10 protein-coding genes are annotated in these 13,440 nt (G+C 39.4%); all 10 read right to left on the minus strand.

Going from position 1 to position 13,440, the window contains the following annotated elements:
• Positions 1-27 precede the first annotated feature (27 nt).
• A complete protein-coding gene (whiA, locus tag GVV22_RS09115; RefSeq protein WP_159649806.1) occupies positions 28-972 on the minus strand; it encodes a DNA-binding protein WhiA in 945 nt (314 codons plus the stop codon).
• Positions 951-1,910 (minus strand): gluconeogenesis factor YvcK family protein, encoded by a 960-nt coding sequence (locus GVV22_RS09120; RefSeq protein ID WP_159649807.1) that lies wholly within the window; start codon positions 1,908-1,910, stop codon positions 951-953. The genes whiA and GVV22_RS09120 overlap by 22 nt, the downstream gene beginning before the upstream one ends.
• Positions 1,907-2,779, minus strand: coding sequence for an RNase adapter RapZ (gene rapZ / locus GVV22_RS09125; protein ID WP_159649808.1), 873 nt, complete (start codon positions 2,777-2,779; stop codon positions 1,907-1,909). The genes GVV22_RS09120 and rapZ overlap by 4 nt, the downstream gene beginning before the upstream one ends.
• Positions 2,780-2,818: 39 nt before the next feature.
• Positions 2,819-3,757 (minus strand): NAD(P)/FAD-dependent oxidoreductase, encoded by a 939-nt coding sequence (locus GVV22_RS09130; RefSeq protein WP_159649809.1) that lies wholly within the window; start codon positions 3,755-3,757, stop codon positions 2,819-2,821.
• On the minus strand, positions 3,736-5,193 hold the full coding sequence (gene lgt / locus GVV22_RS09135; protein WP_159649810.1) for a prolipoprotein diacylglyceryl transferase: 1,458 nt from the start codon (positions 5,191-5,193) through the stop codon (positions 3,736-3,738). Before lgt ends, GVV22_RS09130 begins: the two co-directional genes overlap by 22 nt.
• A complete protein-coding gene (gene hprK, locus GVV22_RS09140; protein ID WP_159637734.1) occupies positions 5,193-6,140 on the minus strand; it encodes an HPr(Ser) kinase/phosphatase in 948 nt (315 codons plus the stop codon). Before hprK ends, lgt begins: the two co-directional genes overlap by 1 nt.
• 2 nt (positions 6,141-6,142) lie before the next feature.
• Positions 6,143-8,968 carry an excinuclease ABC subunit UvrA gene (gene uvrA, locus GVV22_RS09145; RefSeq protein ID WP_159649811.1) on the minus strand — a complete coding sequence of 942 codons (2,826 nt, stop codon included), beginning with the start codon at positions 8,966-8,968 and terminating at the stop codon, positions 6,143-6,145.
• On the minus strand, positions 8,965-9,858 hold the full coding sequence (locus GVV22_RS09150) for an aminoglycoside 6-adenylyltransferase (protein WP_159649812.1): 894 nt from the start codon (positions 9,856-9,858) through the stop codon (positions 8,965-8,967). The genes uvrA and GVV22_RS09150 overlap by 4 nt, the downstream gene beginning before the upstream one ends.
• A 121-nt stretch (positions 9,859-9,979) precedes the next feature.
• Entirely contained in the window at positions 9,980-11,953 is a 1,974-nt protein-coding gene (gene uvrB / locus GVV22_RS09155; RefSeq protein ID WP_159649813.1) for an excinuclease ABC subunit UvrB, read from the minus strand.
• Positions 11,943-13,439 (minus strand): S41 family peptidase, encoded by a 1,497-nt coding sequence (locus GVV22_RS09160; RefSeq protein ID WP_159649814.1) that lies wholly within the window; start codon positions 13,437-13,439, stop codon positions 11,943-11,945. Before GVV22_RS09160 ends, uvrB begins: the two co-directional genes overlap by 11 nt.
• Position 13,440 lies beyond the last annotated feature (1 nt).

Consider the following 13,440-nt stretch of genomic DNA (forward strand, 5'->3'; position numbering starts at 1 on the left):
CTTAAGCATTGCTTAAGACTTCACCACCTATTGTTCTGATTCTTCGATTTTTCCAGCTAACTCGATCAGCTTTTTAAAGCGATGTTGTAGTCCTGATTTACTAATAGGTTCATTATACTTTTCTTGATAGAGATCGATAAGCTCATTGAGGCTAGTCTCGGGGTTTTCCATACGTAAATCACCCACCTGAATGAGACGTTCTTCAATATGACTGTATCGATTATGTTCAATTAACTTTTGGATTGCATCAATTTGTGCATTCCCAGCTTTTATTGTTTTTACTTCATTCGCAACTTCGCAGTTATCAAGCCGAGTTAGAGAATTTCTAAAATCTCGTTGAATACGAACATCTTCAAATTCAAGTGTTTTTGAATGTGCTCCTGTTATTTTTAAGAAGTCAGCTATTTGGTCTGCCGCTTTCACATAAACAATGTAGCGTCCACGACGTTCGGTAACCTTCGCACCTATATCGAACATTTTCATTAAACGCATGATATAGCGTGATAGCGCTTCTTCATCCGTAGAGACTTCTAGATGATAGTTAGCGGTTGTGGGAGCATTAATGCTACCACTCGCTAAGAAGGCTCCTGCTAGATAAGCTTTTGCACAACACTCTTTGAGCGTTATGATCTTAGACGGTGTTTCTCGCATCCCTTTGGACGAATAGATTCCCACATCTTCTAAAATTTCAATACCCTTTTCTAAAACTCGCAAGACGTAAACATTGCTCTTGTTGAGTCGCTGTTTTCGTAACACCGTTAATTCGATTTGAACTTCGTATCGATTCTTAATTATTTGATACATTCGTTTTGCAATCGCTGCATTTTCTGTTTCAATTTGTAATTGCATCTGCTTATTAACAATCAGTAAATTTGAGTTTATATGTAAAAATGCAGACAATAAAGCACGTTCGCAACATGGCTTGAACAAAACGGTAGTTATTTCATGTTTTACTTCACTGCTAAAGGACATCCTAATGCCTCCAAAACTTCTTTGAATCCTTTTTCTACTTTATCATGATCATGACGGATACGATTATTATCAAAATGTAATAAATCTTGTTGTAGAACAGGATAGGTATGATTTTGTGTTCTAAAGAGAACCGGGAAACTATTTTCTTCTTCGTAATGTTCCAAGACTTCTTTTGAAATAGGATCTGAAGCTGCTACAACTAGATCAAGTGATGCATCAATGTGTTTGAGAATCGCATTAACATGATCTTCTGCAGTATAGCCATCAGTTTCTCCGGGTTGGCTCATTGCGTTACAGTAATAGACTTTTTTTGCTTTCGTTTTACGAATGGCTTCTTTAATTTCGGGAATGATGAGATTTGGTAGAATCGATGTATATACAGACCCCACACCCATCACTATTACGTCCGCTTCCATAATTGCTGCAACAGCATTCTCCGTTGCTTTCACATCGACATCATAGTAGACGTGATCAATGGTGTTGCTATACTTAGGGATATTGGATTCTCCACGTACGATGGTGCCATCTTCCATACGAGCACATAGAGTAATAAAATCCATAGATGCCGGGATGACTTCCCCTTTAACGTTGAGAACTTGTGACAGCTGCGTGATGACTTCCATAAAGTTTCCAGACGCTGTTGCAAGCGCAGTGAAAATTAAGTTGCCCAAATTATGCCCCGCCAATGACGAGCGTGTTCCTTCATCGAAGCGATAGTTCATAATAACTGAGAGTAACGTTTCTGACTCGGCAAGCGAAAGCATAACGTTTCGAATATCACCCATTGCGGGTAAATTAAATTCTTCGCGCAAACGCCCTGTACTTCCACCATCATCAGCGACAGTTACGATTGCTTTTAAATTAATTCCTTCAACGTTCTTAAGTCCGCGAAGCAGTGCAGATTGCCCTTTTCCACCACCAACAACTACAACATTCATACAACTTTTTCGTCCTTCACATCACGATGGTTTTTGAAGGATGTGTAGTCTTTACGGTATTGATCATAGAGCCAATTGACAATTGAGACAGAACGGTGTTGCCCCCCTGTACAGCCAATCGCAACAGTTAATAAATGTTTGGATTCTTCCACGTATTTATCAAAGGAATAATCCAAAAATGGTTTCAAATATTCTAAGTATTCTTGAGTTTTGGGATCATCCAATACGTAGTTGTAAACTGCGACATCGTTTCCAGTTTTTTCACGAAGCGATTCTTCCCAATATGGGTTGTTTAAGAAACGTACATCGAAAACAAGGTCTGCATCGCGTGGTAAACCTTTACGATACCCAAATGAAATGAAACTAATATTTAGCGTTTGTTTTCCTTCGACACTAAAGAAGCGTTGAATTCTTTGTGTTAAATTTTGCGCTGTTAAGAATGTCGTATCTATGATAATACTTGCGAATGATTTAATTTCTGAAAACTCTGTTATCTCCGCATCAAGTCCTTCTTCAAGGCTATTTGCAAGCCCTGCCACCACAAGCGGATGGTTACGACGGTTGTATTTGTATCGTAAAAGCAGCTGTTCTTTTGAGGCATCCAGGAAGAGTACCGTAAGTTCGGCATCAATACCTTTTAAACGTTTATAGAATTTAAAAAAATCTTTTGCAGTTACTGATAATGCAACATTTTCATATCCAGGCGTTTTCTTTGCAATAATTTCATCGATAAGATTATCAATCAAAGCAGCAGGGAAGCGGTCTATGCAATGATAGCCCATGTCTTCTAAGACAGCCATTGCACTGGTTTTTCCCGCACCTGAAAGTCCGGTTACTAATACAATTTTTGGTTTATTTAGATGATTCATATTAACACCTCTTACCTCTATTATAGCAAAAATCTAAGGTTATACCTTAGATTTTAGATTTTGTATATGGTGGAATGCGTTTTGTGCTGTAATCGCACCATCACTTGTTGCAGTAACGATTTGACGTAGGTGTTTCTGAATAACATCACCTGCACCAAAGATTCCAGGAATGACAGTCTCCAATTGTTCATTTACAATTAAATACCCTTCGTCATCAACCATACCTTCATGATTTGCTAGGAATCCCGTTGCTGGAATCGCACCAATATATGGAAAGACTCCTTCCGATGCAACGTCTAATTCTTCACCGGTTTCAACATCTTTAAATTTGATACCGCCAACTTTTCCTTCGTCTGTAACAATATAGTCTACAGGAACGTGTTTACGGATTACATTAATTTTGGGATTATTGAGTACTTGACGTTGATTTGCTTCGTCACCACGGAATACGTCACGACGGATTACAAGGTCAACTTTGTTTGCAAATTGTGTTAAGTATACCGATTCCTCAAGCGCAGAGTTGCCGCCACCGATGACGACGACATCTTTGTTTTTAAAGAATGCGCCATCACAAACTGCACAGTATGACAACCCTTTTCCTAAGAGACGTTCATCATCAGCAAAACCTAATGTGCGTTCATTGGTTCCGGTTGCAATAATTACAGCATGTGTCTTATACTCAGTGCCACTCGCTTTAACGATTTTCCATTCCCCTTCATCGACGATTTCTGATACTTCACCATAGATGTATTCAGCTCCGTAGGCTGTGGAATGTTCGAACATTTTCATGGATAAGTCTACACCTGAAACATTATCTACTCCAGGATAATTACATACAATATCTGTTTTGATCATTTTTCCACCAGGTGCTTCATATTCTAACATTGCTGTTTTCAAACCAGCGCGCCCAGCGTAGACTGCCGCAGTTAACCCCGCAGGTCCTGCTCCAATGATAATTACATCATAGTTATTGTCCATTCATGATCCTCCTTCAAAATTTCTTGAACTTCGCGTAAGTCATCAATCACACGATTTGGATTGGTCTCACGAAGTTCTTTCTCACGCATTTTATCAAATACGTAACCAATTGTAAATGAACCTGCCCGCTGTCCAGCAATGATATCACTTGGGGTATCTCCAATATAGATAACACCACCTTTATCGACATTCATTTGTTCTAGGGCAAGATCAATTCCTGCAGGATCAGGTTTCTCAGGATTGAAGAGATCGCTTCCCAATACAACTTCGAAGAAATCTTGCATTTCGAGAAGTTCGACACCAACCATAAGGGATGCAGTTTGTTTATTCGAGACAATTCCCATACGGTAGCCATCATTTTTTAGAGTTGTTAAAACTTCTGTTGCGTGTTCCATTTCGGTGACGTAATCCGCATGCATAGCAATATTTATTTCCCGGTATTCATCAATAATGGCATCCACGCGTTCAGCATCAAAATGCTTCTTAAACGTATCTTCTAGTGTAGGCCCTAAGAATGAACGAACTTCTTCATCACTTAAGTTATAGTCTGGTTTATGGATTTCAAATACTTTTTTAAATGTTTTAATAATAAGTTCTTGTGTGTTTCCAAGCGTTCCATCAAAATCCCAAAGGATAATTGGCTTTGGTTTTCCAATAATTTTTTGAAATCCACCAAGATATCCAAACAAGCCAACAAGCAAGAATATAACGGATATTAATTGTGCGATACGAATATTAAAGAAATAAAGACTGTCTGTTCGAAGCCCCTCAATAAAGAATCGTGTAGCACCATACCACATAAGATATGCAAATGTTAGATCACCACGTTTGACACGACTGAAGCGTTTCAAAACGAGCACGATGAGAATCCAACCAACGATATTAGCAACACTTTCATAGAGGAATGTTGGATGGTGGTAATTCCCATTGATAAACATCATGTCTTTGATAAATGTTGGAAATCCACTAAAGAAAGACTCTGGAACGATACCACCAAATGCTTCTTGGTTCATGAAGTTTCCCCAACGACCAATTGCTTGTGCAATCAGAACATTAGGTAAAATTAGATCTGCCGCTTGAACAAAATTAATGTGCTTACGCTTCATATAGAAATAGCAGAAAATTGCACCGGCAATGAGGCCTCCTTGAATTGCGAGTCCACCTTCCCAAATTTTGAAAATCATCATTGGGTCTTTGAGGTATTGTTTAAAGTCAAAGAACAAGATATACCAGATACGTGCTCCAGCAAATCCACTTAATAGCGTTCCAATAAAGATATCATCAATATCATCCGCTTTATAACCCACTTTTAGTAAATTACGTTTACTGATAACGAAAGCAATAATTGCTCCTGTCATGATAAGTACTGCATACCACGTAATCGATACAGGTCCTATTTCTAAAAATATTTTAGTGTTTGGAAAAAATTCAATCATTATTTATGCTCCTCATTTTGTTTTTGAATAAAGTTCATGACGCGGGCATCAAATTCCGCAGCAGTGTCAACGCCTCGTTGTTTCAGAATGAAATCACGCACTGCCGATTCTACCAATACGGCCATATTTCGACCTTCTCGGACTGGGAATACTAGGTGTGGAATTTGTAACCCAAAGGCATCATAATGAGCATCTTGTTCTATTCCAACGCGTCTGTACTCTTTTGAATCGTCCCATTTTTCAAGTTCGACGACGAAATCAACTTCTTTCGCTTCGAGGTAAGCATGAGTCCCAAACATTTTTGTAATATCAATGATTCCGATTCCTCGAATCTCTAACATTCCGCGTAAAAGTTCAGGTGCTGAGCCAATAATCATATCTTTGACACGACTAATATCAACACGATCATCAGCGACCAATGAGTGTCCACGATTGATGAGTTCAAGAGCTAGCTCCGATTTCCCCATTCCACTGCCACCAATAATAAGTACACCACGACCGTAGACATTCATGAGTCCTCCATGAACATTTGTTGTTGGAGCAAGTTCTTCATCTAAAAATGTTACCATATCGACCATGACATCTGAACTTGCGCGTTCTGTGCGGAATACCGGGAAATTTTTCTCAGTCGCAATTTCAGCTAGGACTTTCGGCAAAGGATTACTACTTGTAATTAAGATAAGCGGTGTTTCTTCCGATGTCAGAAAATCCCATGGTTTGAATTGTTCAGATTCTGGTAAACCTTTAATAAATGCTGTTTCCTTTTTACCGATGATTACGATCCGTTTATTCTCCGCATAATCGAAGAATCCGGATAATTCAAGTCCAGGACGATTCGTATTGGGTACTGTGACCAAACGATTTAATGATGCATCATCTCCGGTTAATTGTGTAAGCTTTAAATGTTCAACAAGTACACGTACTGTTGTTGTTTTTCTTTCTTCCATAACTACCCCTTATCTAATACTTTTTTCAAATACTGTCCTGTATGACTTTCGGCCACTTTAATAATAGCTTCCGGTGTTCCTTTGGCAACAAGTGTTCCACCGCCGTCACCACCTTCAGGTCCTAAATCAATAACGTAGTCTGCATTCTTGATTACATCAAGGTTGTGCTCAATAACGACGACTGTGTCCCCATTATCAACGATATGTTGGAGTACACCAATCAGTTTTTCTACATCATAACTGTGCAATCCTGTTGTTGGTTCATCAAGAACAAACATTGTTTTTCCTGTTGATGGACGTTGAAGCTCACTCGCAAGTTTTACACGTTGTGCTTCTCCACCTGATAGTGTTGTTGCTGATTGCCCTAACTTAATATAACCAAGTCCTACATCACTCAACGTTTGCAATCCTTTACGAATTTTAGAAATTGCATCAAAGAAAACAACGCCTTCATCGATGCTCATTTCTAAGACATCATAGATAGTTTTATCTTTGTATCGGACTTGCAGGGTTTCTTCGTTATAACGGCGCCCATCACATTCTGTACATTTAACATAAACATCTGGTAAGAAGTGCATAGAGATGCGTTTGACACCATCACCTTTACAGACTTCACAACGACCCCCTGCTACATTAAATGAGAAACGGCCTTTATCATAACCACGCATCTTCGCTTCTTGAGTCTTCGCAAAGAGATCACGGATATCATCAAAGACACCTGTATACGTTGCCGGATTTGAACGTGGTGTTCGACCTATCGGGTTTTGATCAATCGTAATTAGCTTATCAATGTTTTCAAGTCCCTTAATACGCTTATGTTTTCCTGGTTTGATACGTTGACGACCTAATGATTGATAGACTGCTTTGCTTAATACTTCATTAACCAGCGATGATTTACCACTTCCACTAACCCCAGTCACACTTGTAAGTGTACCGAGTGGGAATTTTATCGTTAGATTCTTTAAGTTATTTTCACTTGCTCCAACAATTTCAATCGCAAGTTTGTTTCCTTTACGACGCTTCGTCGGAGTTGGGATTTTACGGCGACCACTTAGATATGCAGCAGTTAATGATGCTTCATTATCAATGATTTCTGACAATGGCCCATTCGCAATAACTTCACCACCGAGTGCTCCAGCACCAGGTCCAATATCAACAATCCAGTCACTTTCTTCCATTGTTTCTTCATCATGCTCAACAACTAAAAGTGTATTCCCTAAATCACGCATATTTTTCAAGGTTTCGATGAGTCGGGCATTATCGCGTTGATGAAGTCCAATAGATGGCTCATCCAGAACATAGAGAACACCTGTAAGGCGTGATCCAATTTGCGTTGCGAGACGAATACGCTGAGATTCACCTCCTGAAAGACTACCTGCTATTCGGTCTAATGTTAAGTAATCCAACCCAACATCTTTTAGGAATGACAAACGTCCTACGATTTCTTGAATTACAAGTTCTGCAATTTCGGCTTTCATCGGTTCAAGTTCCAAATGCTCCATAAAATGAAGTGCATCACGAATTGAATGATGGGTAAATTCACTAATATTTGTGTTCTCAACTTTGACACTCAGTGCACTTTGATTCAAACGAGAACCATGGCACGTTGTACATGTTGATTCACTATGGAATGAACCATACCACTCACGAGATGATGTTGAGGTTGTTTCCTGGAAACGACGCTCAATAAGATTCACAACACCTTCAATTACTTCTGTTCTATGGAACACATTCCCCGAACGTGATTCAATGATGTACTTCACTGGGACTTGCGATCCATACAGTAAAATATCGAGTTTTGCTTTCGGAATTTTATTGATTGGTGTATCCGCATTAACCTTCGCAAATTTCATCAATTGTTCGAATGTTTGCCACTCAATATTTTGACTACCAACAATATTTTTGTAGTAGCGAATGCCACCTTCCATAATCGTTAACGTAGGATCAGGAATGAGATAATCAACATCAACAGATTGAGTAATACCTAATCCGTTACATGTATGACACGCTCCCATCGGAGAGTTAAACGAGAAAAGGCGCGGTTCAATCGATGGAACACTGAAGCCACAGACTGGACATGCAAATTTGCTAGAAAAAACATGGATTTCCGATCCGACTTTAACATTTACGATTCCATCGCTAATTTTTATTGCTGTTTCGAGCGAGTCGCTCAAGCGGAAGCGACTGTCTTCTTTCTTGATAATACGATCGACAACAATTGAGATTGAATTTTTCTTATTCTTTTCAACTGTATAAGGTTCATCGAGTTGAACCATTTCTCCATTAATATATGCGCGGACAAACCCCTCTTTGCGCATGGATTCTAGAAGCTCTTTGTGCTCTCCCTTTTGATCCTTAACAATTGGCGCTAGGATTTCGAGGCGTGCTTGATCTTCAAATTCCATAATGCGATCAACCATTTGTTTGATTGTTTGCGAGGTAATTTCAATCCCATGAATTGGGCAGTATGGAACACCAACACGGGCATACATAAGACGTAAGTAGTCATAGATTTCAGTTACAGTTCCGACTGTTGAACGCGGGTTATTACTCGTTGTTTTCTGATCAATCGCAATTGCTGGCGACAATCCTTCAATTAGCTCAACATCAGGCTTTTCCATATTTCCCAGGAATTGACGTGCGTATGAGCTGAGTGATTCAACATAGCGACGTTGCCCTTCTGCATAAATCGTATCAAAAGCAAGTGAGGTCTTTCCGGAACCGGATAGACCTGTCATGATTACCAATTTATTACGTGGAATTTCCAAGCTTACATTTTTTAAGTTATTTTCTTTTGCACCTTTAATTACAATTTTATCGTTGTTCATAATACCTCCAAACTTGCATCTCTTATTATATCATGGATTGAGTAGAGATTTGTGTCTCTGCGCAACGCAAGAATTGTATTTCGAATCGCGTGATATTGGCCACGATCATATGTAAAATGTTGGCTATCCGCCACGCGATCAGCAACAATTTCATAAAGTGACAATAGCGTCTCTAACGCATCCCAAATCAATTCTGCGTCTGATAAATTATAGGTCGTCATAAATCGCGCCCACATATCTTCTTCGATGAATACTTTCAACAAACGATGATTCTTACCAAGACTGATTTTATGATTTGTTTTGTTACCTACCATCCATGTCATCATTTTCAATAACTCGTCCCGCATGATTGATAAGTGATCAATAGCGTACAAAAGCTCCTTCCGCTTCAATCCTTTGGTTACATAGAGCGATAGCCACAAGAATTCATTAACACTATCTTGATAATCTGAGTGTGTTGCTTTTTGAATCCAGTATTTAGAATCATCGGGTTCTTGTAAGTCATATCCCTCCATCATGCCCTCTTTATCCATGATTATTTTCACAAGCGAATCTGATTGCAAATACATCGCTAAATCTGTAACTGGGACGAACATTAAATCAACACGATCACCATTTTCAAACTGCATCAAAAAAGTAGGCCATGGTTGATCACTTCCCATGTCCGTTGGTACTTGCATAATTAAGCGTTTTGGAAAAAAATCCAACCAACTGCGATCTTTCACAAAGATTGAAACATCCTCAACAATATAAACCACATCATAATCCTGCCAAGCATCAGCGCCTACATTCGTATTCACGCGGGAGCCATTCATTGCTACAACATAGATGTATGGGCTTTGTGCCGCAATATCTTTAACGATATCCATCAACTGTTCATTTTGGTGCATAGTGATTCTCCATTCCCATTTGTTTCATTATACGGTCAATTCATGTTGCTCGCAAAACGAATTGCAATAAATACTATATGTTTCAAGAATGTTTCACTCAAAAATAGCAACCCGAAGGTTGCTATAGATTTTCTGATTTCATTTCCATGATGACATCACGAAGCTGCGCTGCGCGCTCGAAATCGAGAATAGCGGCCGCTTCACGCATTTCTTTCTCCAGACGCTCAATCAATTCAACAATTGCTTTCTTATCACGTTTTCCACTTCTAACTTTGGCAGTTAGAGCAGCAGTTTCTTTTCCAGCAATAATATCACGAACTGGTTTGATGATAGTAGTCGGTGTAATACCGTGTTCCTCATTATACGCAATTTGAATATCACGTCGACGTTTCGTCTCATCAATTGTACGTTGCATTGAGTCAGTTATTTTGTCAGCATACATGATAACATGACCATTCGCATTACGCGCTGCACGTCCTACGATTTGGACAAGGGACCGATACGAACGTAAGAAGCCTTCTTTATCTGCATCCAAAATTGTGATTAAACTTACCTCAGGGAGGTCAAGTCCTTCCCGAAGTAAGTTAATTCCAACGAGAACATCATATTTACCCAAACGCAAATCACGAAGGATTTCAATACGCTCTAACGTTTTGGTCTCATGATGAATGTATGCTACTTTAATACCAGTTTCTAATAAGTAACTGGTTAAATCTTCCGCCATTTTTACAGTAAGCGTCGTAATCAACACACGTTCGTTACGCTCGCGACGCACTAAAATTTGATCAACAATATCATCAACTTGGCCACGACTTGGCTTAATTTCTAAGGTCGGATCCAACAATCCTGTTGGTCGAATAATTTGCTCGACAATTTCATGATTAACCTTTTCCATCTCATAGTCGCCCGGTGTTGCAGAGACATAAATTGTTTGATTTTGGACGGTTTCAAATTCTTCAAAGGTCATCGGTCTATTATTCAATGCACTCGGCAAGCGGAACCCGAATTCAACCAATGTTCGTTTCCTGGATTGGTCACCATTATACATTCCACGAATTTGCGGAAGGGAAACGTGCGACTCATCCACCACAAACAAATAGTCATCTGGGAAATAGTCGAACAGCGTGTATGGTCTTTGCTCCGGTGGTCGTCCATCAATATGCATTGAGTAGTTTTCGATACCCGAAGTTATCCCAAACTCACGAAGATTCTCTAAATCATACTTTGTTCGTTGCTCAAGTCGTTGATACTCAACAAGTTTATTTTCCTTTCTAAAATACTCTAGACGTTCTTTTAACTCTTCCTCAATTGCATCTGCAGCAATTTTAATTTGATCCATATCACGAGCGTATTCGTTTGCAGGAAATATATCATAAATCTTATATCCTTGCTTTACATTACCTGTAATGCGATCAACTTCAACGATACGATCAATTTCATCACCAAAGAATTCGACACGAACAACGATATCATCCGTATCCCCACGTACAATTTCTACGACATCGCCACGAACTCGAAAGGTTCCCCGTGATTGTTCAATATCATTCCGAACATATTGGCGCTTAACAAGGTCCATCAACAGTGTTTCACGCGAAATCTCTTGGCCAACTCGCATGACATAAAGCATTGCCTTATAGTACTCGGGATCGGCAGTAGCATAAATGCTCGCAACTGAAGCAACAATAATTGTATCACGACGTTGTAAGACAGAGTTTTGAGCCGCATGACGTAGCATATCAAGTTCTTGGTTTATCATCGAACTCTTCTCAATATACGTATCCGATCCTGGTAAATATGCTTCTGGTTGATAATAATCAAAGTTCGAAACAAAATACTCAACACGATTATGTGGAAAAAACTCTTTAAACTCAGAATACAGCTGACCCGCCAGTGTCTTATTATGAACAAATACAAGTGTAGGACGGTTCAATTCCTGAATGACCTGTGAAATCGTAAACGTTTTACCAGTACCCGTTGCTCCTAACAGTACTTGATCTTTCTTACCAGCAAGAATACCTTCAGTTAGTTCCTTAATTGCTTTAATTTGATCGCCCTTTGGTTCAAAACGGGATTCTAGTTTAAATTTATGATCCATGTTTCGCGACCTCCAATGCTTTAATGAGTTGAACGTCATCAACGGCACGATTACCATTCCAAGTGTATAAGACAGAACTATACATCCGTTGTAAAAGTGCTTGGTTAATTGTTCCATCAGTATTTATTGTTTCCGCATTTGCATACGTTAAAATCGCGTCACGTGTAGCACTATCATAGTAACCATCCGTGCGCCCATTATGATGTCCAAGATATGTTAGCGCATGTTGAGCATAAGATGCTGCGACACTGACCGTATCATAGGCAAATTCTGAAGTTCCAATGAGCGGATATGATGCGTAGAATACATCCGGTAACTTAACTTCATGATCTGGTAAAATACCAACATTATTGATACTAATATCATTGGGACTGCGCCATTCCGCAATTGTGATTTTCAAGTTGGAACTGTCGCCATATATTCGTTGCGTTTGGACTGTCCCTTTTCCATAACTCTTCATACCGACTGTCTTCGCTCCGAGATTTTCGGTTAAGGCTAATGTAAGGACCTCTGAAGCACTTGCAGTCCCCTCATTAATCAAAATCGTAATATCGTCAAACTTGTAATTTGATGCGACTGAATTTTTAACCGTATAAGTTTCTGTTTTACCATTCGTAAAATGTTCTTGATAAACGATGGCCCCTTCATCAAGAAATAATCGCGCAACATCCTGAATCGCATCCAAATAGCCGCCACCGTTGTCACGTAAATCGATAACTAAATTCTTGACGCCCTTGGCTTTAAAATCTTTTAAAATCGATTCCGTTACATCAGCAAGACCACGTCCAAATGATTTCATTTCGAGATAGCCAACCCCTGATTCAATAACTTCACCAAACGCTAATGCTTCAACACGACCACGAACGATCTCCAAAGTAACAGGTTTGCCCGCTCTTAAGACTTCCACCTTAATCGGCTGTCCCGCTTCCACTTGAATCATTTCTTTAATGGGGATGTCACTTGAAAATGTTGAGACACCGTCCACTTTTGAAATTACATCACCAGCCAAGATTCCACCTGCTTCAGCAGGCGACCCCTTGATAACGTTGGTGACCATATTTGTGTCAGCAGCTTCCATATATGTAACTCCGATACCGACGAAAGACATATTGATCGAATCATTTAATTTCTTCGTTTCTTCATCCGTCATATACACAGTATGTTGGTCACCATTACGCTGCAACATTCCTTTGATGGCATTTTCAACCAACGTCTTATCAGGATCTTCCATATCATTCACAAAGAACCAACTTGAACGGACATCTGAGTAGACACGTTCAAAAAGAGCAAGTGCCTCTGAGTTCTTACCATTACCTATAAAACTATTAAGAAGCCTATTTCCTTGCCATCCTAGCAAGAATGCAATAACCACCGCTGATGCAGTCGCAATGATAACCTTCTTTTTCTTTTTTTCTCGGTTAATTTCGTCAGGCCATTTATGACGCTCTAGACGAATTTGATGTTTGTTATTTTCTTCTTTATCCACG

It is taken from the genome of Erysipelothrix aquatica (assembly GCF_009828825.1).
Classification (GTDB): Bacteria; Bacillota_I; Bacilli_A; order Erysipelotrichales; family Erysipelotrichaceae; genus Erysipelothrix; species Erysipelothrix aquatica_A.

Bases quoted from the DNA above. Each gene is read 5' to 3' on its own strand.
- whiA (WP_159649806.1), bottom strand. From the start codon at position 972: ATGTCCTTTAGCAGTGAAGTAAAACATGAAATAACTACCGTTTTGTTC.
- GVV22_RS09120 (WP_159649807.1), bottom strand. From the start codon at position 1,910: ATGAATGTTGTAGTTGTTGGTGGTGGAAAAGGGCAATCTGCACTGCTT.
- rapZ (WP_159649808.1), bottom strand. From the start codon at position 2,779: ATGAATCATCTAAATAAACCAAAAATTGTATTAGTAACCGGACTTTCA.
- GVV22_RS09130 (WP_159649809.1), bottom strand. From the start codon at position 3,757: ATGGACAATAACTATGATGTAATTATCATTGGAGCAGGACCTGCGGGG.
- lgt (WP_159649810.1), bottom strand. From the start codon at position 5,193: ATGATTGAATTTTTTCCAAACACTAAAATATTTTTAGAAATAGGACCT.
- hprK (WP_159637734.1), bottom strand. From the start codon at position 6,140: ATGGAAGAAAGAAAAACAACAACAGTACGTGTACTTGTTGAACATTTA.
- uvrA (WP_159649811.1), bottom strand. From the start codon at position 8,968: ATGAACAACGATAAAATTGTAATTAAAGGTGCAAAAGAAAATAACTTA.
- GVV22_RS09150 (WP_159649812.1), bottom strand. From the start codon at position 9,858: ATGCACCAAAATGAACAGTTGATGGATATCGTTAAAGATATTGCGGCA.
- uvrB (WP_159649813.1), bottom strand. From the start codon at position 11,953: ATGGATCATAAATTTAAACTAGAATCCCGTTTTGAACCAAAGGGCGAT.